This is a genomic window from Mucilaginibacter inviolabilis (assembly GCF_011089895.1).
GTDB classification, from domain to species: domain Bacteria; phylum Bacteroidota; class Bacteroidia; order Sphingobacteriales; family Sphingobacteriaceae; genus Mucilaginibacter; species Mucilaginibacter inviolabilis.
Map to the genome: position 1 here is coordinate 1,937,742 of NZ_JAANAT010000001.1, position 23,266 is coordinate 1,961,007.

At 39.3% G+C, this 23,266-nt stretch carries 24 protein-coding genes; 19 read left to right on the forward strand and 5 right to left on the reverse strand.

All coding sequences use genetic code 11. The features are described 5' to 3' along the window. The first annotated feature begins 171 nt into the window (after nt 1–171). The 5 genes from G7092_RS07795 to G7092_RS07815 all read left to right on the forward strand — a co-directional run bounded on the left by G7092_RS07795 (nt 172) and on the right by G7092_RS07815 (nt 4,351). A complete protein-coding gene (locus tag G7092_RS07795) occupies nt 172–1,017 on the forward strand; it encodes a hypothetical protein (protein ID WP_166087868.1) in 846 nt (281 codons plus the stop codon). Nucleotides 1,018–1,581: 564 nt separating this feature from the next. Continuing rightward, nucleotides 1,582–2,145 (forward strand): ester cyclase, encoded by a 564-nt coding sequence (locus tag G7092_RS07800; RefSeq protein ID WP_166087870.1) that lies wholly within the window; start codon nt 1,582–1,584, stop codon nt 2,143–2,145. A gap of 65 nt (nt 2,146–2,210) precedes the next feature. Next, the gene (gene ygiD, locus G7092_RS07805) at nt 2,211–3,035 is read left to right on the forward strand and encodes a 4,5-DOPA-extradiol-dioxygenase (protein WP_166087872.1); all 825 of its coding nucleotides are present in this window, start codon (nt 2,211–2,213) and stop codon (nt 3,033–3,035) included. A 22-nt stretch (nt 3,036–3,057) separates the two neighbouring features. Next, nucleotides 3,058–3,735, forward strand: coding sequence for an alpha/beta hydrolase (locus G7092_RS07810; RefSeq protein WP_166087874.1), 678 nt, complete (start codon nt 3,058–3,060; stop codon nt 3,733–3,735). 25 nt (nt 3,736–3,760) lie between these two features. Continuing rightward, on the forward strand, nt 3,761–4,351 hold the full coding sequence (locus tag G7092_RS07815; protein ID WP_166087876.1) for a Crp/Fnr family transcriptional regulator: 591 nt from the start codon (nt 3,761–3,763) through the stop codon (nt 4,349–4,351). A gap of 40 nt (nt 4,352–4,391) precedes the next feature. On the opposite strand, the gene G7092_RS07820 is transcribed toward G7092_RS07815, so the two are convergent. Continuing rightward, nucleotides 4,392–5,117, reverse strand: coding sequence for a 3-keto-disaccharide hydrolase (locus G7092_RS07820; protein ID WP_166087878.1), 726 nt, complete (start codon nt 5,115–5,117; stop codon nt 4,392–4,394). Nucleotides 5,118–5,293: 176 nt separating this feature from the next. On the opposite strand from G7092_RS07820, the gene G7092_RS07825 reads away from it, so the two are divergent. The 6 genes from G7092_RS07825 to G7092_RS07850 all read left to right on the forward strand — a co-directional run bounded on the left by G7092_RS07825 (nt 5,294) and on the right by G7092_RS07850 (nt 9,628). Then, nucleotides 5,294–6,181: an AraC family transcriptional regulator gene (locus tag G7092_RS07825; RefSeq protein WP_166087880.1), complete on the forward strand. Its 888-nt coding sequence runs from the start codon at nt 5,294–5,296 to the stop codon at nt 6,179–6,181. A 40-nt stretch (nt 6,182–6,221) separates the two neighbouring features. After that, nucleotides 6,222–6,821 carry a TetR/AcrR family transcriptional regulator gene (locus G7092_RS07830; protein WP_166087881.1) on the forward strand — a complete coding sequence of 200 codons (600 nt, stop codon included), beginning with the start codon at nt 6,222–6,224 and terminating at the stop codon, nt 6,819–6,821. A gap of 87 nt (nt 6,822–6,908) precedes the next feature. Then, the gene (locus G7092_RS07835; RefSeq protein ID WP_166087883.1) at nt 6,909–7,307 is read left to right on the forward strand and encodes an OsmC family protein; all 399 of its coding nucleotides are present in this window, start codon (nt 6,909–6,911) and stop codon (nt 7,305–7,307) included. Nucleotides 7,308–7,312: 5 nt separating this feature from the next. Further along, nucleotides 7,313–8,005 (forward strand): aspartate/glutamate racemase family protein, encoded by a 693-nt coding sequence (locus G7092_RS07840; RefSeq protein WP_166087885.1) that lies wholly within the window; start codon nt 7,313–7,315, stop codon nt 8,003–8,005. A gap of 181 nt (nt 8,006–8,186) precedes the next feature. Continuing rightward, on the forward strand, nt 8,187–8,516 hold the full coding sequence (locus tag G7092_RS07845) for an antibiotic biosynthesis monooxygenase family protein (RefSeq protein ID WP_166087888.1): 330 nt from the start codon (nt 8,187–8,189) through the stop codon (nt 8,514–8,516). A gap of 89 nt (nt 8,517–8,605) precedes the next feature. Further along, nucleotides 8,606–9,628: an LLM class flavin-dependent oxidoreductase gene (locus tag G7092_RS07850; protein WP_166087891.1), complete on the forward strand. Its 1,023-nt coding sequence runs from the start codon at nt 8,606–8,608 to the stop codon at nt 9,626–9,628. Nucleotides 9,629–9,755: 127 nt separating this feature from the next. Here the strand turns inward: G7092_RS07850 and G7092_RS30965 are convergent, their stop codons facing one another. Next, nucleotides 9,756–9,938, reverse strand: a complete 183-nt coding sequence (locus tag G7092_RS30965) for a phospholipase domain-containing protein (RefSeq protein ID WP_166090942.1) — start codon at nt 9,936–9,938, stop codon at nt 9,756–9,758. A gap of 910 nt (nt 9,939–10,848) precedes the next feature. Here G7092_RS30965 and G7092_RS07860 point away from each other — a divergent pair. Next, on the forward strand, nt 10,849–12,036 hold the full coding sequence (locus G7092_RS07860) for a hypothetical protein (RefSeq protein ID WP_166087894.1): 1,188 nt from the start codon (nt 10,849–10,851) through the stop codon (nt 12,034–12,036). 293 nt (nt 12,037–12,329) lie between these two features. Here the strand turns inward: G7092_RS07860 and G7092_RS07865 are convergent, their stop codons facing one another. Further along, entirely contained in the window at nt 12,330–12,890 is a 561-nt protein-coding gene (locus G7092_RS07865; protein WP_166087896.1) for a helix-turn-helix transcriptional regulator, read from the reverse strand. A 320-nt stretch (nt 12,891–13,210) separates the two neighbouring features. Between G7092_RS07865 and G7092_RS07870 the strand changes: the two genes are divergently transcribed. Both G7092_RS07870 and G7092_RS07875 read left to right on the forward strand, forming a co-directional pair. Further along, nucleotides 13,211–14,254: a sensor histidine kinase gene (locus G7092_RS07870; protein WP_166087898.1), complete on the forward strand. Its 1,044-nt coding sequence runs from the start codon at nt 13,211–13,213 to the stop codon at nt 14,252–14,254. Continuing rightward, complete coding sequence (locus tag G7092_RS07875) at nt 14,251–14,976, forward strand: LytR/AlgR family response regulator transcription factor (RefSeq protein WP_166087900.1); 726 nt, start codon at nt 14,251–14,253, stop codon at nt 14,974–14,976. Before G7092_RS07870 ends, G7092_RS07875 begins: the two co-directional genes overlap by 4 nt. Before the next feature lie 164 nt (nt 14,977–15,140). On the opposite strand, the gene G7092_RS07880 is transcribed toward G7092_RS07875, so the two are convergent. Beyond that, the gene (locus tag G7092_RS07880; RefSeq protein ID WP_166087902.1) at nt 15,141–16,370 is read right to left on the reverse strand and encodes an MFS transporter; all 1,230 of its coding nucleotides are present in this window, start codon (nt 16,368–16,370) and stop codon (nt 15,141–15,143) included. Nucleotides 16,371–17,079: 709 nt separating this feature from the next. Next, nucleotides 17,080–18,126 carry a sensor histidine kinase gene (locus G7092_RS07885; protein ID WP_166087904.1) on the reverse strand — a complete coding sequence of 349 codons (1,047 nt, stop codon included), beginning with the start codon at nt 18,124–18,126 and terminating at the stop codon, nt 17,080–17,082. A gap of 679 nt (nt 18,127–18,805) precedes the next feature. Here G7092_RS07885 and G7092_RS07890 point away from each other — a divergent pair. The 5 genes from G7092_RS07890 to G7092_RS30760 all read left to right on the forward strand — a co-directional run bounded on the left by G7092_RS07890 (nt 18,806) and on the right by G7092_RS30760 (nt 23,263). Beyond that, complete coding sequence (locus tag G7092_RS07890) at nt 18,806–19,186, forward strand: HYC_CC_PP family protein (RefSeq protein WP_166087906.1); 381 nt, start codon at nt 18,806–18,808, stop codon at nt 19,184–19,186. Between the two features lie 135 nt (nt 19,187–19,321). After that, complete coding sequence (locus G7092_RS07895) at nt 19,322–19,744, forward strand: DUF4197 domain-containing protein (RefSeq protein ID WP_166087908.1); 423 nt, start codon at nt 19,322–19,324, stop codon at nt 19,742–19,744. A 48-nt stretch (nt 19,745–19,792) separates the two neighbouring features. Further along, nucleotides 19,793–20,044: a heavy metal-binding domain-containing protein gene (locus G7092_RS07900; protein ID WP_166087910.1), complete on the forward strand. Its 252-nt coding sequence runs from the start codon at nt 19,793–19,795 to the stop codon at nt 20,042–20,044. 55 nt (nt 20,045–20,099) lie between these two features. Next, nucleotides 20,100–21,374 carry an efflux RND transporter permease subunit gene (locus G7092_RS30755; protein ID WP_166087912.1) on the forward strand — a complete coding sequence of 425 codons (1,275 nt, stop codon included), beginning with the start codon at nt 20,100–20,102 and terminating at the stop codon, nt 21,372–21,374. Next, on the forward strand, nt 21,371–23,263 hold the full coding sequence (locus G7092_RS30760; protein ID WP_166087914.1) for an efflux RND transporter permease subunit: 1,893 nt from the start codon (nt 21,371–21,373) through the stop codon (nt 23,261–23,263). Before G7092_RS30755 ends, G7092_RS30760 begins: the two co-directional genes overlap by 4 nt. The last annotated feature ends 3 nt before the right edge of the window (nt 23,264–23,266 follow it).

Below are 23,266 nucleotides of genomic sequence, written 5' to 3' on the forward strand. Positions count from 1 at the left end.
TTGTTGCTACATTTGGAACAATTAGGCGAAATCGATTTTGCGAATAATATGCCCAAAAAGCTGAATATTGAAAAAATGTATGTCGTCAAAGATTCTTTGATCATAACCTTAATAAATAATAAGCGGCATTCAGAGTACTAATTTATTGGAAAACAAACACATTAATAACATATGCAACAATACGATATCAACTGGTTGAAATTTAGCATAGGAGTTATCATGAGCCTGGTGCTTTCGCTAAGTGTTCATATTGTAATGCTCCAGGGCATGAATGTAGCCTTTCCTGATTTTACAGTTATTACTGGGCCTTACAAATTTTTCACTCGCGTGGTTTCAGTATTGAGTTTGATGTTTTTTTGGGAATTAGCTGATAAGAAAGTTGGAGGAACGATTGCAAAAAAATGGACTTTGCTGGTTATTATTGATGCTATGTTAACAGAAAGTCTTTTTAGGGGCCCATTTATGAACGGCTATTGCAGCAATTCGATAAGCTTTATGTTGATCAACAACATTCCAAAGTTACTGGCGATAGCTGTAATGTGTGGACTAATAGTTTTCACTGCGTCAAGACTAAATAATTTTTTTCTTAAATTTTCAGCTGCAGTTGCCATAGCCGCTATTTTCATGTTTGTTGCGAGTCCATTGATTACAGCAGCCTGGAGGCCGGTAGCAAACTCGATCGCCCACCTTGCCCCTACAGGCGAATGGTGCAAATTGCCTTATGGTCCCGAAGTACTCATACCTTCATATGTCAGCTTTATTGAACCTGTTATTGCTTGCATGATAATGGCAATCTTAATTTGGAATCAGCTTTCACCAACAAGATGGTTAAAGTATTTTCTGTTCACTTTAATTATATTGGCAATAAAAAATCAATTATTAATGCCGATATTTTACGCAATATTGGGTAAAGACAATCTTATAATCAATTTGGCAAGCGAGGGACAATTTACTTTGGAAGCTATTACTTTAGCTATAACTACTGGTTTTACTTTTGAATGGAGCTTAAAAAGCTAGTTCTTGTTTCTCATTCGACCGCAAGGTAACCTCTTGAATTCAAACCACTATAACACATTGATAAACAGAAGAAAAAAATTTCAAAATACGATCCAAGCGAGAACCGATCTTATATAGTTCAAACTATACTGCCATCCAAGCCAATTTCTTCAAATCCTCCATAAAGGTGTTAGAAAACTGGCCGGACCTTCACAAAAAAAGCACAGTAATACTCAACATTACCGTGCTTTTTATTTTATAAACTGTAGTAACCCTATCAATACTTTTTTTCCTCAATAAAGGTTCTTAAATTCTTATCGTAACTAATTTCAACAATAGCATTGGGAAAGCCAATGGGAGTTTGTCACTTTTGAATTAAGATTTACGTTGTCATGATCATTGTCAACTATAAACATGTTACCGGATGTTAAAGTAGCAAAGCAAACAAGACGTGCTTAAGGCTTACACCTTTATCTAAATTCTTAACCTGCGTCAAGTGAATTTCTTACCATAGATCAAACGTTTACGATTTTATTTAGGCAAATTTTGTATGGTCAATAATGACATAACGCTTAATGCTTAAAAATGAAAAACGCCATTCAATCTGCAGCCATTATCCTGCTTATCATCACAGCCGGAAATTTCACACTCCAAGCTCAGTCAAAACAAGAAATTGTCAACGCACAAAATCAGCTTAAACAGCTTACCGCTGCCGACAAGCTGGTACAACAACATCTGAAAACTTTTGACACGCTCGATTATACCATTTTCAGTAATCAGCAATGGCTACGCTTTCATGAAAGTCATGCCCAAAACATTAAAGTTTACTGGCCCGATGGGCATGTAACTGTTGGCTTAGCAAAACATATTGAAGATATGAAGGCCTTGTTTGTTTATGCACCCGATACCCGGATCAAGCAACATCCTATCCGGTTTGGCTCTGGCAACTTTACCGCAGTAACCGGTGTTTTTGAAGGTACTTTTACTAAACCAATGCCTATAGGTAAAGGTAAGTTTATACAACCCACAGGTAAAAAATTCAGCATACCGATGGCTACCATTGGGATATGGAAAAATGGCGTAATGACCGAAGAACATCTTTTTTGGGATAATAAAGCCTACTTAGATCAGATAGGCTTAGGTAAATAATTTTTATAAACGTACCCGGATGATCCCTATCGTGATCATCCGGGTTTACACAGATACTACATATCATGAAACTGCACCATCTTGATCAGATAACACAGGGGTACCAGGCGAGGGATAAAAAAATGCCGGTATTGTTTATTGGCCATGGCCACCCGGTAAATGCTATCCTGGATAATGATTTTACACAAACGCTTACCAGCCTGGGCAGGCAAATAGACAAGCCCAACGCTATACTGGTTATATCGGCCCATTGGGAAACGGTGGGTACCTATGTAAGCGTAAACCCCAACCCCAAAATTATTTATGATTTTGGACGGTTTGACGACCGTCTTTTTGAGGTAAGCTATACCCCCCAAGGCCATCCCGAACTGGCCAGGGCTGTAAAACAAGCCGTTACCCTTACAGATGTTATGGAAGACCCGGAGATGGGGCTTGATCATGGCGCCTGGACCATTTTGAAATTTATATGGCCGCAGGCCGATGTCCCGGTTTTTGAAATGAGTATGGATTATACCCGCTCGCCCCAATATCATTATCAGCTTGGGCAGCAGTTAAAGGCTTTACGTAACAAAGGCGTGCTTATAGTTTGCAGCGGCAATATTGTACACAACCTGCGGCTTACTCACTGGCATGATATCGCGGCTAAACCGTACGACTGGAACCTGGAGTTTGATGCTACGGTAAAACACCATATTGATACCCATAATTTTGAGGCCTTGGTTAATTATCATCAGTTAGGTAATGCTGCACAACTATCCATACCAACAAACGATCATTATTTACCTATGCTGTATAGTTTAGGACTTGCCGATTCCAACGAACCCATTAAACATATTTACGAAGGCTTTCAGTTTGCCAGCATGAGTATGCGCTGCTTTCAGATAGGCTGATCATCAGCATTAAAAACAAAAAATGGAAAATAACCATAAATACACCGCTATCAAAGGCCAGGAATTGGTATTAACTTACAAGATCCGCCAACCTCTGGTAAAAACCACTAATCCAGGCTTGCTGATATTACTACACGGCGTGGGTAGTAATGAAGACGATCTATTTCGCTTTGCAGATACCCTGCCGCCACACTTCATCGTGGTTTCTGCCAGAGCGCCCTATACTATCTGCCCCGGACGTTATGCCTGGTTCAGGGTTGATTTTTCATCTGGCAAGCCAGTAATTGATCCGGAGCAAGCCGAAAAAAGCAGGCAGGTCTTGAATTTATTTACCAGCCAGCTTATGGAGCGTTATGAAGTTAACCCTACCGAAGTTTATATGGGCGGTTTTAGCCAGGGCGGTATCATGTCATACAGTACCGGTTTAACCCATCCGCAAAAATTTAAAGGTATTTTTATTTTGAGCAGCCGCCTGTTGCCCGAAGTAAAACCCCTTATTAACCCCGGGCCCGCGCTGCAAAAACTGCGCGTATTTATTGCACATGGTATAGCCGACCAGGTTTTGCCATTGCCGCATGCCCATGAAGCTAAAGCTTACCTGGATAACCTCACGCCCGACATCACTTATCACGAATACCGTATAGGCCACCAGGTTGATACCCGGGAGCTGGCTGATCTGAATAATTGGCTATTGTCATAACAGGGCATTATAGCTAATTTAGTCAATGGAATTTGCACTACTGTTCAATAATTTTAATAAGTATGCCCATGTTTCTGAAGAAGAGCAAGCCCTCATTGAAGAAACACTAATCAAACGCTTTGTAAAAAAAAGGCGCAATCTTTTGAACCAGGGCGATGTAAGCCGATACCTGTATTTTGTAAACAAAGGCGTGCTACGATCATACACGATTGATAAACAAGGCACAGAGCATGTGGTGCAATTTGCCCTGGAAGGTTACTGGATAGCTGATTTATGCAGCTTTGTAACCCAAACACCCGGCGATATCAATATTGATGCCATTGAGGATACCGAAGTACTAATGCTACCTCATCATGAACTGGAAATACTGTATGAGAAGATCCCTGGTCTCGAAAAATTCTTCAGGCAACTTTACCAGCGGGCCTATGTAGCTTTACAAAAGCGGTATAACTCATCGCAAAGCATCATAGCCGAAGAACGTTACCTCGAATTAATGCTGCAACAGCCCGATATTGCCATGCGTATACCGCTTATATATATTGCCTCGTACCTCGGTATTACAGCCGAAAGCCTGAGCCGCATCAGGAAAAAGATCGCTTCACCAAAACCAGGTTGATTCGACATTGGTAATGCTAGCCCGGTTAAAAATTATATGATCATAATTCTCTTATTTTTATATTTCTAAATGAAATACCAGTAGCCCAATCTTGTAATGCGATATGCCCGCTAATATGCTTTCCAAACTCCGGGAAGCCCTTAAAATGAGAGTTCGCTACTTTGTCTGCCCACTTTTTGGAGGTAAAATCTTCCTCAGCGGTCAATACACCATTTAAATAGAACTGTACCTTTCCGTTTTTTTGCTTGATTTCAGAATGATTCCATGCATCAGAGGGTTTACTTTTTACTTTGTTTTTTTGCGGAGCAAACCCATATAAACAGCCTGAACGGGATTGCGGTTTGGCAAAGTCGGGATTGGCATCATCCAGCAATTGGTATTCTGGCCCCGATGCCCAGGCGGTAGGAATTTCTTTCTTTTCCAAAACATTGATAAAAACACCGCTATTTCCACCTTTAGGTAGCTTCCATTCGAATTTCAGATCGAAATTTTTGTATTCCTGGTCAGTAATCAGGTCCCCTACTCCGGCCTTGTCCAACGGATCACAGAATAATTGGCCGTCCTTCGCTTTCCATCTGGTAAACGGCGCCTGGCTATTATACTGATGCCAGCCAGTAACTGACCGTCCGTCAAATAGGAGTTTCCAGCCTTGGGCTCGCTCTTTAGCGGAAAGCTTGTTGCTCTGATCTGTAGTATAGGCATAGCAGTTAAAAATGACTACTGATATGGCCAGCATCGAGAAAAATTTGATCGTGTTTCTTTTCATAATTTCAGGTTGTTAATTGTTAGTATTTGTGCATTAAGATGAATTTCACATCAATTGGTCTTAAGTTAATCTTAGAATGGTTTGAAATGGTAAGCAAAAGTATAGGTAATGAAAACTCTTCTCTTGTCTTATAATTGAAAATACTTGTCATATATTTGGAAAACTGATAAGTTTTAATGAAGAATACAGGTCGAAAAATCAAATATTGCCCACCATCGAACCAAGAAAAACGATCTTTCCGGGTTGACCATGTTAGAATTCCACCAAACGAGCAAATAACTTTTCACCAACATGATGCTCTTGAAATATCTTATATAATAGTTGGGTCGGGCACAAGGGTAATCGGCAATACCATGGAGCCATTCTCCCAGGGTGAAATCGTGTTCATCCCATCCAATGTGCCGCATTGTTGGTCATTTGACGATTTTGATACTTCATCTGACGGAACCATTGAAAATATCTCGATATTCTTTTCGCCTCGTTTACTTGAAAATGCTTACGCTGGCTTTCCAGAATTATATGAATGCGCGTCGAAAATGGAACAATTGGAAAACGCGGTTGTGTTTGGTGGTGGTACTTTAGTAAATCTGCAGTCCATAATGAAGGCAATGGTGTCTGAAACAGAAGTGGAACAGTTAGGAAGTCTTTTTAGAATGTTCGCAGCGATATCTTCTGCAGAACAAATGAATGTTGTTGGCAGCCGGATAACAGAAGATCGCAACAATAAAAGAATGCAGCGAGCCTACTACTACGTGATCAATAACTTTCAAACAGATATTTCGTTGGACGATGCGGCGAAATATGTCGGAATGGACAAGTCGTCCTTTTGCACTTTCTTTAAAAAAATGACAGGAAAATCCTTTTTTACATTTCTTACAGAGTATCGTCTTGAATCATCTGTACAGATGCTACAAAAGACCAATTTTTCCGTAGCCGAAATTTGCAATGCATCAGGTTTCAACGATGTACCTCATTTTAACAGGGTATTTAAAAAGGTGAAGCAAATAACCCCAACGGCCTTTAGAAAAAATATTTTAGCCAGATCTTTAAAAAGTAATAAATAAAACATTCCTATAAGAATGTTTTATTTATTACTTTTACCACATGGAACAACAGTTAAAGTCGGAATTAACTCAGCAAGTTATCCTGGATAAGGCATTCGACATCTTTTATAAAAATGGTTTCGAATCAACAACTGTTGCTATGGTTATGGAAGCCACTAAACTATCAAAAGGCGCATTTTATCATCATTTTACCAATAAAAAAGAATTGGTGCTTGCCGTTATCGCCCAAAAAGTAAAAAAAAGGATATATGATAGTATGATCCTCCCGCTTTATACAGACGGCGATGTTCCGGAGGTCTTAAAACATGTATTTTCGAACAGGATAAGATCTTTTAGCGAGGCAGAAAAACGTTCCGGATGCCCGGCAAATAATCTTATCAATGAAATCGGTGATACTGAGCCGGCTTATCAAATTGCCTTGCGAAAAATTATAGACGAATGGAAAGCTGCCCTGGTTGCATTATTAGAGAAAGGTAAGCGATCTGGAAATATTAAAAACAACATTAATAGCGATGCCGTGGCTATTTATCTGATTGGTGCTTTTGAAGGCGTCAGAGGTCTCAGAAAATTGTATCATAATGATGAGATTTTTGAAGATTATTTAAGCGCCGTTAATACTTACATCACTCAGCTAAGTTAATTTTTTTTATCATAAAACATTCTATAAAGAATGTTTTATGATACTCTCCCATTTGCCACAGAAAATTGAATGAATACGATGAAAACAATGAACATTAAACTAATGCAAAAATCTGCTACGGCAGTACAACTGACTCAGGAAGCGTATTCGGTTATTGTTGACAGGCCCATTGAAAACGGCGGTGGCGGTCAGGGAATTATTGGCGGAAAATACCTGCTAATTGGGATAGGAGGATGTTTTTGCAGCACACTGCTGGCCGCCGCACAATCAAGAAATATACGTATTGACGAATTAACGGTAGAAGTAACAGCGAATCTTTCAGCTGAGGCCCCTCTCCGATTTACAGATATCCAGATAACTGTAGATTATTTGCAGAATGCAGATTACCAACATATTAAAAAACTGATAGCCATAGCCGAAAAGGGATGCACGGTGATCAATACTATTAAAACAGGTGTAAATTTCAAGGCAGGACTTAAAGCATAATTATCATGAAAATTTTAGGGTTAATTGGTGGAATGAGTTACGTATCCACTTTAGATTATTACAGAATGATCAATCAAGGTGTTAATGAACAACTTGGCGGTTCAAATTTTGCGGAATGTATTATTCATTCCTTCAATTTTGTCAGTATGATCAGGCATTTTGAAGAACGGCAATGGGATGTTGTACTCCATAAAGTTGCCAATGTTGCACGCAGCTTAAAGGCAAGTGGAGCAGAAGCAATTCTTATTTGTGCAAATACACCTCATGTTATTGCCGATCAGCTGCAGGAAACAATCCAGCTGCCGGTTATCCACATAGCCCGGGAAACCGCAATGGAAATCAAAGCAAACGGCCTGAATAAGGTTGGTTTATTAGGAACAAAGCCCACCATGGATCTGCCATTCTTTAAAGATATCTTAAACAATGACAACATTGAAGTAATCGTTCCGGAACCTGATGAACGTGAGTACATCCATCAATCTGTATTTGGCGAATTAGGCAAAGGAATTTTCACAGAACAGGCTAAAAGCAAATATTTAGAAATTATTGAGCGCCTTATAGAAAATGGCGCACAAGGCATTATACTCGGCTGCACAGAAATCCCATTACTCATTAATAATAAAGATGTTGCTTTACCCCTGTTTAATACAACACAGATACATGCAAGGGCTGGGGTGAAGTTTGCTTTGAGTTTATAAATATAGTCAACGTTTTTACTTTAGTTGACGAGCACCTGCTAACTGATTTCACGAACCCATATCAACCATTGACGGCCGATAACTACCTCTTCGTCTAAATTTCTAATATTATACTTTAACTACCTCTACTTTAGCAGTTCAGAACTTTGCTCTAAAAAAATAACCTCTAAAAATCAATCTTATGGTAACGATTACGAAAGAACAAAAGTCAATAACCCTTGTCAATGTGTTTACTGTAGCGCCTGAAAGACAAGAAGAACTCGCTGCCTTCCTGATTCAGAATACTGATGAATTTATTTCCAAATGCCTAGGTTTTATTTCGGCAAGTGTTCTTAAGAGCATTGATGGAAAAGGTGTGGTAGTTTATGCACAATATGAAAGCCTGGAAGCATTTCAAAACATGATCAAAACCGAAGGTGGTTTAAAATTGGTAGAAGAAGGAACGAAAATAGCAGAATCTGCCCAGCGTAATTTATGCTATGTTTATGACACCAGGGATCTTCAATTGTAGCGTTAGTAAGTTGTACTTTGGGCTGGTTTAAGAAGATTTCGACAAAAAGGTGATTATCTGGCATTGCAGGATGATTATCTTTGATTGTTATGAAAAAAATTGGATTTCTATCATTCGGACACTGGTCTAACCACCCATCTTATAAAACCCGTACAGCGGGAGACACTTTACTTCAGTCTATTGATCTGGCTGTTGCGGCTGAAGAACTGGGCTTAGATGGCGCCTATTTCCGCGTTCATCACTTCGCGCGCCAATTAGCATCACCATTTCCTTTACTTTCAGCTATCGGTGCAAAAACAAACAAAATAGAAATCGGTACCGGCGTTATCGATATGCGATATGAAAACCCTATGTACATGGTGGAGGATGCCGGCGCTGCGGATCTCATCTCCGGAGGGCGTTTACAATTAGGAATCAGCAGAGGTTCACCGGAGCAAGTGATCGACGGTTGGCGTTATTTCGGATATGAGCCTGTTGAAGGAGAAATCGATGCGGATATGGGACGAAGGAAAGCTTTGGAATTTTTAGACAAACTAAAAGGCACTGGCTTTGCCCAACCCAACCCGAACCCCATGTTTCCGAATCCACCGGGTTTGTTACGCTTAGAGCCGCATTCGGATGGGCTGCGGGAACGCATCTGGTGGGGAGCTGCCTCTAATGCAACCGCAGTATGGGCCGCCGAGAACGGCATGCATCTGCAAAGTTCGACTTTAAAGTTTGACGAAACCGGCAAGCCTTTCCATATCCAACAGGCAGAACAAATCAGGCTATATAAAGAAGCCTGGAAAAAAGCAGGACATCAGCGGGAACCGAGAGTTTCGGTGAGCCGGTCTATATTTGCTTTGGTAACAGACCAGGACAGGTATTATTTCGGACAGCAAGGAAAGGCATCCGACAGTTTCGGTTATATTGAAAGCGATAAACGGGCCATCTTCGGGAAAAGCTATGCTGCCGAACCAGAACAACTCATCAGGGAACTGGCATTGGACGAAGCCATCCAGGAAGCGGACACACTGCTCCTGACCATCCCCAATACACTGGGTGTTGATTACAATGTACATGTGCTATCAGCCATTTTAGAACATATTGCGCCTGCATTGGGTTGGCGATAGCTCATTAACAAAACACACAATTATGTATAGTTAAAGTAATCGTACGCTGCTTGTGTCACAACAGAAACAAGTGCACTACAGCGTACGATTTGATTACTTTTCATACGATAAAAACATCCGGATTGCATTATACATTTCCACCCATTAATGGATCGGTTTTAGTAATTTTCCCATTTTCAACACGGCCTGCAAAACGATGCTCAAAAAATTCGTGCTTATTTAGTTTCACGCTGAAATCGCACCAATTATGGCTTTCTGACAGGGTTAAAACAATGCTTACCTTTCTACCAGGTGCAACTATTCTGGTAATACCACTGGTTTTGCAATTATTTTTTAATCGATTTTAACAATCACTTGCAGGAAGGTTTAAAAATCAAAGGTCAAATAGTAATTACAAAAAAATAGCTCGGTACAGTCAAAAAACAGCCTGGTCACGTATTTGTTGGCGCTGATCTTGTGAAGAGGTATCCTGTCAATTGGGTTGATCGATATTTCCCGACTGTTCATCGGGAAAATCATCCTCTTGACATGAAAATGTTACAGTAAACCTATGCTGTAGTACATTTGAGCCATGAAACTTCTATATAACAAAAAGATACAGCTGTAGGATATAACTCCTTCCAGGATTATACAGGATTATACAGGATTACAAAAAACGTTATGGTGTTGATGGCGGCTTAAGCCATTCCTTTGCCGATAAAAAGCAAATATTAAACTGGCCCTTGATGATATCTTTTATACGCGCCGTCTTATCTTTACTAGCAACGTAGTAGGAAACGATCTTCTTGTCCGTCAATATAGGGACACACACATTGGACGCCTAACCTTTACCTATAACTTTGGGAACAGTAAGATAAAATCGCGTCAACACCAAAGTGGTGCAGATGATGAAAACGACAGAGCTAAGAAAGGTAATTTAAGTTTGTAATTAAAGGCTAAAAGCATAAAGGGTGAAAGGTTTTAAAATCTTTTGCCCTTTTAATTATTAACTGGTATATAATATCTCCCACACTCTGTTTGGCTCCTTTATGAGCAATAAGCACTCCTGATTTTTTCATAACAACGTACTGTTTCGGACTATTAATTTACCCAAACCCGTTATTTTACTCCATCATGAACACATAATTTTGAAACGTCTTAACCTACCATCATGAATGCACTGCATACATGATAAGTCTGAAATGAAAAAACAATTTTAATTTTATTAATAATACCCCGAAATGAAAGTAACATCTACAACACTCAAAACGAGAAATTTTATTGTCCTTTATTTAATAGTCATATTGCTGGCTGCTTGTAGTAAAAACAATATTGGTCAGGATAATCCGCAGCCCACCAATTCAACCGATCAAAACGCCCTTACTGCGCCCACTACATTGAATTTACAATTGGGCTATGTAAATGGCCGCACTTTCCCGACCCGACTTGCATTACCTATAACTAAAATCGGCAACCAGGATATTAATATAAAAACAGTATTTGATACCGGCAGTGAAGGGCTCATTCTTAAGGCCGAACATGTCATCTCGCCAAGCCTGATCACTGCAGATGGTATAAACCTGAATGGGCAAAATCAAAGGGATATTAATGGCATTACCGTTACTTCGGCTAAAACTACAGCCTCTTATGGAACCGGCGTTAATATTAGAACGTTTTATGGACAAATTGCCTATGCCAGCATTACTATTGGTGATGCAAATGGTCATGTGGTTACAAAATCAATGCCTTTCTTATTAATCTATAAAGGAATTAGTAAGCCTTCTGGTAATCCCACCTCGATAGATCCCGATCTTGATGGGATATGCGGAGTAGCATCACCTAAAAGCTTACCAACGCAGGATACGTCACAAAGCAACAGACGTAGCCCGTTCGCTTATATTAATTATAGTAATAGTGTTATACCGGGCTTTAAACTACAAGCATATGAACCTTTTTTTAACGGTACTATCCCAGGACAAGCAACTGCGGGTAACCTCCAGTTAACCAATGCTCCTATACTCCAGGTAGGACTAACCGCCAACACTGAACAGGGCTTTACTTTACAACAAAAACCCGTTTTGAATAACGGTCAAAGCGTTTCGGCCTATGTTAATGGTAAATTTACAATTGGTAGTAATAGCTTTGATGCCGAAATTTTATTTGATACGGGTACTCCTCACGGTGTTAATATTTCCTTTCCTGAAAGTTTAGGCCTAAGCCAGTCTCAGGTGTTAAATGATCAAACCAAGGTTAGTTTCACTTCAGATGAGGGATACCATTATAATTACCTGGCAGATCAAACATCATGGAGAACACAAATAAATCCGGCTGTTAAGATAGGAAGGTCAATAGTTGGGTTACAATTTTTTGCTAACAACTCATTTTTAATTGATTTTAACAATCATTTTATTGGTTTAAAGCCTCTTTAAGATTTAAATCCATTCAGCAACTTCAATCTAATAAAAACATATCCAAACAGCTGATAATAATGAAGGCGGCAATAACTATTGCCGCCTTCATTATTATCAGCTGTAAATATTATTTTTTTTCGTCCACGTTTATTAACCTTGATAAAGGAGACCACATGAACATGATGCTTCAACAAAACTTATCAACTCCAACACATTACTTTATTAGCGGCATAGAGCAGTATGACATGCAGCGATGAGTTTACTAAGACGATTGCCTTCATGTATATGACTAACAGATCCCCTCGTAATAGTTACCTGCTATTTATAGCATATTTTTTGGGCTTCAATCCAATATGGGCTTCAAATATCCTCGAAAAATGACTGAGATTTGAAAACCCTAAACGGTATCCCACTTCAGATACAGAGATCTTTTCCTCTTTAATAAGGTAGGCGGCTTCCTGCATTCTGAATGATTGATGATAATTATAGATACTATTACCAAAAACCTGTTTAAACAATCGTTGTAGTTTTGATTGGCTCATTCCTGAAAACTTTGCCAGTTCTTTCAATTTGGGTGGCTTGTCCATAACCATCAAAATCCTTTCCTTTACCCTGTAAATCATTTTTGCATCACTACTATTAATCACCTGAACTGGAGTATCATTTCGTTTAGCTAAACCCATAAATAAATAATGGATCAATTCTTCTGCCTTCAATTTCAGGTAAGGGCGCTGTAAGGATTCGGCTGTATTAGCGGCAGCTAATTCCGTAGCTATAATTTGCATACAGGATGAAATCTGCTCCAGTAAAAATGATTGATTATCATGTGTAATAGTCTGTAATAAATTATTTCGATCATTTTGGTCGGGCATAGACCTTTTAACAACTGTCAAAAAACTTCGCTCACCGGCTATTTCTGGAATCATAATTTGACTGCTTATTTCTATATTCTTTTGCCAAGGGTCATTACATTTATAATGAACCTTAATTTTTGCAAGCCCAAATAAATGGAGTATTTCTTTTAGTTTTTCACTATTTAGACCATGACCTAATATAGCGGGGTGAAGACAACTTTATCAACCAAGAAATCATTTAGCGGTTGATTTTTTGCCTTTCAAAGTATAAAGAGTGCTTCTGGTCGAAAAGCCTATTGTATGATTCCATTTTTATGCAGTTTTACATGAGGTACTGTATGAAACTCAAGCAATATAATTCGATTGGCAGGCAGTTGTTGTTATGGCTGGTATATATTTTATATATCATCATCATCGATGGATGGAATCATCGGGATAGAGATACCTGGCATTTTATTTTACCCGGATCGGATCAGTTAACTGATATACTACTGGTTATGCTTGCTGTTTATATCAATTTATACTTTTTGATTCCCGTGTTTTACCTGCGCCAAAAATATGTACAATATATAGTGTATTTGTTATTGCTGGTGTTAGCAGGTGGTCTTTCGCAACGCTTTCTTTGTTGGTTAATCTGGTTTCCGATTGCGCGGATGCATCATCCCGGTATTAGATTGCCTACAGGTTTTTGGCTAACCATACGTATTATAAAGGATACCATCGATGTTTTAATAGTAGTAAGCGCTACGATGTTCATTAAACTGCTTAGAAACGCCCACCAGCAGGAAAAAAAATTGAGAGAAATAGAAAAGGAAAAATTTAGTGCCGAAATGAGTCTCTTAAAAGCTCAGATCAACCCACACTTTTTCTTTAACACGCTCAATAGTTTATATGCCTTAACTTTAGTTGCCTCAAAAGAATCACCGAATGTGGTGTTAAAACTATCAAATCTGATGCGCTATATGCTTTATGAAGCCAGCGAGGGTAAAGTAATATTAAGAAATGAACTCACCCATCTGCAAAACTATATCCAAATTGAACAGATGCGTTTTACAGACCGACTTGATCTTTCTTTTCAGTACTCCGGAGATATCGAGGGGCAGTGGATAGCTCCACTCCTGTTGCTTCCCTTTATTGAAAACGCCTTCAAACATGGCATCGAAAACAATTCTGGCTGGATCACTATCGATCTGAAAATCATTGAAAATCACTTATATTTAAAGGTGGAAAATAGTTTTGATACTGCCTCTAAACCCAAAATTGGAGGTTTCGGGCTTGCAAATGTAAAAAGAAGGTTACATTTGATTTACCCTGGAAGTCACGAACTTAACGAAGATCAGGATGAAGGTGTTTATAAGGTAGATCTGAAAATAAATCTATGAAAAAGATCAATTGTATTATAGCAGACGATGAGGTTCTGGCCCGGAATGTTATCGCATCATATATTGGTAAACTGGAAAGATTAAGCATTGGAGCCATTTGCGCTACCGGTTTAGAAGTATATACTGCAATCAGAGCCTCCAGTATTGATCTGCTTTTCCTTGACATTCAAATGCCTCACCTATCCGGTATTGAATTATTACGAACGCTTAAAAATCCTCCGGCCGTTATTATTACTACTGCGTATAGTGAGTTTGCGGTAGAAGGTTATGAACTCAATGTTATAGATTATTTGCTTAAACCCATTTCTTTTGAGCGTTTTTTAAAGGCCATCGATAAATACGAAAGTCAGGCCTCCCCCGGTCATATCCATCAACAACACGTTCAACTGACCGAGGCGATTAATAACGAAGCTTTTATTTATGTAAAGTCTGATAAAAAAATGGTTAGGATTGTATTAAAAGAGATCATGTATTTTGAAGGGCAAAAAGATTATGTCAAAATATTTACGATTAACAATCAAATAATTACCTATCAAACCTTGACTTATTTTGAAGAAAAACTACCTGCAAACCAATTCCTAAGAGTACACCGGTCTTATATTGTTTCTTTGGCTCATATCAATTCTTATTCCGCCTCGGTATTAACCATTCAATCTGCAACTATTCCCATCGGGAATACCTATGCAAGGGAAGTAGTGAAGAAACTGGATTGGAAAGTTTGATTAATAAAATCATGAAATTCAGGTCCATGTTGCTTGTATTTAACCTACAACTCTTCCTGGTTTTTTATCTATTCATTTTACGCATTGACGTTTGATTATGTAACTTATTCAAATCATCATTTTGTATAAAAAATAACACACCATTAATCAGGGTTACGATAATACTATTCAGACTCCAGATAATTCAGATCTTTATGAAATGTTTCTTCCATTTTCCAGACCGCTAAAAACGCAAACCCTACTGCACAGGCTCCCACCACTCCTGCTGAAGGCAATACTCCCCAATAACCTTTTCCTATCAAAAATAACGGTCCTAAAATATTAACGCTACCCCTAACAAAATTAGGAACGCTAGTTGCTACTGTAGCCCGGAGGTTTGTACCAAATTGCTCAGCTGAAATAGTAACAAATAATGCCCAAAAGCCAATAGAAAATCCAAGAAAAAGACAAAGGCTGTAAAACACGAAAATATTCTTTGAATCTTGTGTCAGAAAAAGTGTAATAGCGAAACTGGTCAGTATTAAAAAAAAGAAAACTATCTTTCTTCTGCTTTTCATATACTGACTTAATAGTCCGCTGCTGATATCACCCAGTGAAAGGCCAATATATCCATACATTACAGCTTTGCCAGCCTGAATGGGAACCGGTATTCCCATTACTTTACCAAACTCAGGAGAAAATGTGAATAATACCCCAATAACAAACCAAACAGGCAGCCCCACCAAGATACATCTTAGATATTTTATAAATTTCCGAGATGAGCTAAATAACACCAGGATATTTCCTCTTCTAATATTTTTCTCCTTTACCATGTTAAACATTCCGGATTCAAACAACTTAAAACGTATACCAAGAAGCATAAATCCCATAAAACCTCCTATTATATAAGCTATCTTCCAATCGAAGGCATCAGCCACCAGATAAGCTAAAACGGCTCCGAGTAAGCCTATAGCGGCAACTATGGAGGTACCATACCCACGGATGGCTTTAGGAAGTATTTCAGCAACCAGCGTAATACCGGCTCCCAGCTCACCAGCTAATCCAATCCCTGCAATGAATCTAAAAAAAGCATACTGATCAACGGAAACAATAAAACCATTGGCAATATTGGCCAAAGAATATAGGGTGATCGATCCAAACAATACTGACAGTCGGCCACGTTTATCACCTATAATACCCCAAAAAATACCACCTACCAACATCCCTCCCATTTGTATATTAATCAGGAAAACACCTTTTTCGAGAAGTTGATTAGCCGGCACATGTAATCCCTTCAGACTTGATATTCTGACAATACTAAATAACAACAGATCATAAATATCAACAAAGTAACCCATGGCGGCAACGAGCACAGGCAGTGATAATACTTGTTTATACGAATGGTTTTCTTCCATAAAATTCTATTAAATAAATTTATTGAGCGGCAATAGCTGGCGCCAGATTGATCATTATAATAACTTCACATTCCTGTTGCTTGTAAACAGCAGGCTGCTTTTAACGTACAACGTTTTTGAAATAGCTTAACAACGGTGGAGAAAGGCCGGAAGCTTAAAAATAGGGCAACACCTGATTATGTAAATGGCTTGGTTTGTCATGCTGAATAATTTGTATATAAACAGCACAAAATTATTTATCGGTGCACGGATAAAATAGCCTCTTCGGGTAAATAAACAGTCACAAACAGTAAAGTAATACCTAATATTTTAGAGATGCTGCAAGCTCTGATACATATGGAAGCGAAATACCATTTCAGACTATTAGTTAACTAAACGTAACTATTTTACCCCGCTATGAGTAGTTAATTTTGAACCAATATAGAGCGACTTAATTAAAAAAAGCAGATGGCCAAAGTTGGTGCGCTGAGCTATCTGCATGAAGGCTTATGCAGTAATCTAAAAGTAAATACACTTCGTTCTTTATTTCTCATAGGAATTACACGGATTATTATACGGGTAAACTAGATCGGTCAATAGTGCAATATATAGCACCGCTTAAGTGGGCGGTGCTTATATTAAACCGGCAGTTTTGAAGCAGCTTAGTTATAGGTATGGATTCAATTCACCAGATAATAATGCACTGCCTGCTAGCTTTTATAGGCTTTACTCATAAATCAATTTTCAGATCTACCCTATAAACGTCATTATCATGTTCTACATTCAGTTGATGATGAGAAGGATAAATTAGAGCAAGCCGCCTTTTTACATTTTTAAGCCCCATTCCTCCCCCTTGTAATCGGCCAGGAATTTCTGTAAAACTGTTTTCTACCTTTAGGTATAACCGTTTTTCGCTAACCTTAAGATCGATTGTCACCCAGCCTCCATCCTTTTCAACACCATGTTTAAAAGCATTTTCCACAAAAGGCAGCAACAAAAGCGGGGTGATCCATTTGCCTTCAATATCTCCGGAATACTGAAAAGAAAGATCAAGGTGATCACCAAAACGCATTCGTTCAATGCCTATATAATTTTCCAGGTGGGTGAGTTCATCTGTGAGTAAAACTCTACTTGCACTGGTATCATAAAGCATGTACCGCATTAAATCAGCCAAATGCATTATCATTTTTGGAGACTTGGGAGAAGCTTCCAGCGAAAGGGAATAAAGACTATTAAGGGTATTAAAGAAAAAATGTGGGTTGATTTGTGCTTTTAATAAACCAATTTCGGCATCATAACTTTCTCTTTCTATCTCCCTTATCCTTTTTTCCTGGCGGTAAGCATTACCAACCAATCTAAGAATCATAGTTGCTGCAATTACCGGAAATATTTTTGCGATATTTTTGATTATTCGTGCCGGGATCCAAAAATTACCAGGCTCCCATTCTGAGGGATTACCCAAATGTTCTAAAGGAAGCCATATCGAAAATGCAAAAAAACGTGTCCCAAGCCCTCCCATAAATAATAATAAAATAAAACAGCACATGTACTGAACATATTTACCCTTACTATAAAATGCTGGCATAAGCACATAGTAATTGATATACACTATAGGTACAATCACAATCAAATCGGTTGCAAGGGATGGTCGAATACTAAAAATCCAGGAATCTTTGTTTGTCCATCCAGCGTCGATTATATTATACAAGATGAAAGCCGACCAAAAAAGCAGATGGATACCAATTATTTTATAATTTTTCCGGATCAAATTGATCATGATACAAAAATGCTCATTTTACAGAGGATACTCGTACTACAAACCAAATTGTTTTCTGAACCCAACTTTATCTTTTTCTCCAAAATTCTGTGATTTTAAGTTCAGACTATACCTATAATTTGAATAAAGCGTGACTCAATTGCAAGTATTTTGATGCAATCTTCCATATGTATATACTTTATTGTCTTCTGTATTGACAATGCATTTTTAAAGAACGTCCGAGTTACTGTTAGACCCCATAAAACTTGTTAATACTGGATGAGCCAACCAATCTAAAAAGATATGTTGCTCTGATCTTTAAATTATTGAGGCCAATTTCTTTAAATCGTCTATAAAGGTATTGGAGAATTGTGGTCCGAGCGCCACTTAAAGAGACAATACTTAGGTGTTGTCTCCTTTTTTATGTCAATAAAAAATTGATATAGAGATACTTTATCTAGGCACGAATGAAAATTGTAAATCTCAAGACAGAGCAGTGCAATCCGATCCAGGTACCAGTATGCCGGTTTTATCGAAAAGCCCTTTGATATAGATCATCCCTTGTGCAAAGTAAACATACAGATAGCTAGTTAATATTAATCTTCCCTATCAGTTCACTACGAAATATCTAAAAAATAAAATATAAAACTTTACCATAATTATATAAAAACGAATCGAAGAATTGCCTTAATTTAGCATCGTGAAAAGAATAGCAGTCATATTACTTCTCCTGATCTACACAGCATCTGTTTATGGGATTACCATAGATAAGTTTTATTGTTGTGGTAAATTAGCCAGTGTATCTCTGTCTGTTAGTTCTGCATCGAAAGGTGATTGTAAGGCAATAAGTGGCTCTGATTGCTGCAAAACCGTTAAGGCAAACTTCAAAGTAAAAGACAATCACGTTTCGGCCAAAACCGATCTGAACTTAAAAAATTCATTTGCTTTTATTATTCCGTTATTTTCTGTTCCAACATTAGCAGAAAGAATAACCTCAAAAGATGTAAGGGCCTATAATAGCCAGGCACCCCCTTTCCATCGCGATCCACTTTACATCCTCTACTCCAACTACAGAATTTAATACCTCCGGCATTTCCTCTCCTATTGTTTAATCGCCATACAGGCGAATTAGACTATTCCATCTTTTAACCCATATTTTTTATCTATCGATGTATTGCTGAACGATTTCGGCAATTACACACTTATATTTTTAAAAATGAAAACTTTCAAATTTTCGATCGTTTTGTTTGCCCTGATTTTATCAAAATCATTGGTGCAAGCCAATAGCTTTAATGCTCCAATTATTATTACAACTCAAGATTCGCCTGTCGCCATAAAAGGTCTCCGCATTTCCGATTTCAAAGTTTTGGAACGCGGTGCCATTACTATTTACGAACGTCAGCGTCCCGGTGATAAACTTAACCTCTTCAAACCTGTCATTACGCATTATTTCAGTGTAAAGGGAGCTGATCAGGTATATCTGTATACCCTGGAGAATTTAAAAAAGATATTCAGGAACGGAAGGGCTTTCGAGGTTCTGGATACCCGGTTCAGAACAGACAGCGATCTGCTAATCTACGATGCTATTCACCAACAATATAGCGTCAACTATTACCTGTCAAAAGTGGATCCCTCCTGATTTTAAAACGTGCAATTAATCATCAAACCATATAATTAGTTAAAACTCATGAAAAAAGTAATGTTAATGGCTGTTGCCATCCTATTTTCAGCAGTAACCGTTTTTGCCACAAATACTACTAATACAGTATCCGACACCACAAAAACAAAAAAGGTTAAACCAGCAAAAGTGCAGTATACCTGTACCATGCATCCGGAAGTGCTGAGTGATAAACCCGGTAAATGTCCAAAATGCGGCATGACACTGGTTAAAAAAGAACCGGCCAAAAAGAAGACCGAACCGATGAAAATGAAGATGTAAAATGATTTACCCCCTTTTAGTCAACTGGCTAAAGGGGGTATTAAAACCTATTACGATGATTAATCAACTCATTTCCCTGTCTTTAAAAAACAGGTATATCGTTCTCCTGGTTGCGGCTGGTCTGTTTGCCTGGGGCATCTACGCGATTAAAGAAAACCCCATCGATGCTATACCCGATCTTTCGGAGAACCAGGTGATCGTATTTACCGAATGGCAGGGGCGCAGTCCGCAAATTATGGAAGACCAGGTGACTTACCCATTGGTGAGTAATCTGCAGGGGATTCCCAAAGTAAAAGCCATTCGTGCCACATCCATGTTCGGGATGAGCTTTGTTTATATTGTTTTTGACGATAAAGCCGATGTGTACTGGGCACGCAGCCGGGTACTGGAAAGACTAAATTACGCACAGCGTCTATTACCGCAAGGAATCACCCCGACGTTAGGTCCCGACGGCACAGGTGTTGGCCATATTTTATGGTATACACTGGATGCCAAAGGGATGGACCTGGGTGAACAAAGGGCCCTGCAGGACTGGTATGTAAAATTAGGACTGCAAACCGTACCGGATGTTAGCGAAGTGGCCTCTTTCGGCGGTTTTGAGAAGCAATACCAGGTTACTATCGATCCGCATAAACTCAATTACTATAATATCCCGCTATCACAGGTTTTGAAAGCGGTGAAAAGCAATAACAACGATGTAGGTGGCCGTAAGTTTGAAATGAACGGCACAGGTTACATCGTTCGCGGCCTGGGCTATATCAAGACCCTATCAGATGTGGAGAACATGCCCGTTGGCGTGATCAATACCATACCAGTGAAGATCAAAGATATTGCTACCGTACAAATGGGTGGAGATGAGCGCCTGGGCATTTTTGACCAGAACGGCAATGGCGAAGCTGTTGGTGGTATTGTGGTGATGCGTTACGGTGAAAATGCCGATAAGGTTATTCACGCGGTGAAAGATAAAATGGCCGACATTCAAAAAGGACTTCCTCAAGGCGTAAAATTCAAGATAGCTTATGACCGGAGCGAACTCATAGAAAGCGCTATTGGTTCTGTGAAACATACGCTTATCGAAGAAATGATCACAGTATCTGTTATTGTGATCCTGTTCTTGCTGAGTTTTAAAAGTGCTTTAAGCATTATTATACAGATCCCCATTACTATAGCCACCAGTTTCATCCTGCTCAATGCATTTGGCATCAGCTCTAACATCATGTCGCTAACAGGCATTGCGCTGGCAATTGGGGTAATTGTAGATAACGGCATTGTCATGGTTGAAAACGCGCACCGGAACCTATCCCTGGCACAACAAAAAGAAAAATCATGAACACAGCAGAACGAATAAAAATCATAGAAGCTTCCTGCAAGCAGGTGGGCCGTGGCGTGTTTTTTTCTACGCTGATTATTGTGGCTTCATTCCTGCCGGTATTTTTACTGGAAGGACAGGAAGGCAAACTGTTCGGCCCACTGGCCTGGACAAAGACTTTTATACTGGCTATTGATGCCATCCTGGCGGTAACGCTCGCTCCTGTCTTGATCTCTTTTTTCCTGAAAGGGAAATTGAGAACAGATGACCGTAACCCTTTAACTAATACGTTGGAAAAGCTGTACCGGCCCATACTTAACTGGTGCATTACCTGGCGCAAAACAACTATCGGGATTAATCTTATAGCTTTATTGATCAGCATACCACTGTTGGTGAGTTTAGGCAGCGAGTTTATGCCGCCATTAGATGAGGGGACGATCCTGTTTATGCCGGTTACCCAACCCGATGTATCCAATGCACAGGCAAAACAGCTTTTACAGGTACAGGACAAGATCATTAAAAGCGTGCCTGAGGTAAAAAATGTTTTGGGCAAAGCCGGGCGGGCCAATACCGCTACCGATAATTCACCGATCAGTATGACAGAAACAATCATCCTGTTAAAGCCTAAAAGCGAATGGCGTAAAGGCATTAAAAAGGAAGATATCATCAATGAACTGAACGCTAAATTACAAATACCTGGTGTGGTGAACGGCTGGACTCAACCCATCATCAACCGTATCAATATGCTCTCGACTGGTATCCGTACCGATGTGGGTTTAAAAGTTTACGGCCAAAATCTGGATACCATCTATGCGTTATCGAGCCAGATGAAACAAGCACTACAGGGCATTAACGGGGTAAAAGACTTATATGTTGATCCGATCACCGGTGGTAAATACCTGGATATCCAGGTCAATAAAGAGGCTATCGGCAGATACGGCCTTAGTGTAGACGATGTAAATGAGGTGGTGGAAAGCGCATTGGGAGGTATGAACCTAACCACTACAGTTGAAGGCAGGCAACGGTTCAGTGTCAACACACGGCTGGCGCAGGACTACCGCAACAACCTGGATGCAATCAAACGCACATTGGTACAAACTACTAATAACGGGCCGATTCCCTTATCATCCGTTGCTGATATCAAAATCAGTGATGGCCCGGCTATGGTACAATCCGAAAATGCCCTGTTGAGAGGTACAGTTCTGTTCAATGTACGCGACCGCGATCTGGGTAGTACGGTTAAAGAAGCACAGGAAAGATTAAATACCATGGTTAAATCGTTGCCCAAAGGTTATTATATTGAATGGAGCGGTCAGTATGAAAACCTGATCCGTGCTGAGCATACCTTAAAGCTGGTATTGCCCATTGTACTACTCATCATTTTTGCCTGTTTGTATTTTGCCTTCCACTCCATCCGTGAAGCTTTTTTTAGCCTCATCTCTATCCCTTTCGCGTTGATCGGCGGCGCTTACATGGTGTATTTCTTTGGGGTGCATTTGTCTGTTGCTGTTGCAGTGGGATTTATCGCTTTGTTTGGGATAGCTGTAGAAACAGGTATTGTGATGGTGATCTATTTGAATGATGCTATGCAGCAATTGATCGCATTAAAAGGAAATTCCAAAGAATCAATTACCCGCGAAGATCTGCGTGTTTACGTGATGAACGGTGCCGTGAAACGCCTGCGGCCAAAACTCATGACGGTTTGTGTAGCCTTGTTCGGATTAGTGCCAGTGCTTTGGGCAAGCGGAACAGGCAGTGATGTGATGTTGCCTATCGTATTGCCAATGATAGGAGGTGTTTTAACTTCTTCTACACATATTTTACTGGTTACCCCACTCATCTTTTTGATGGTGAAGGAATACGAGTTAAAAAGATATGGCAAGCTGGAAGTATTAGATGTAAAAGAATAAAAC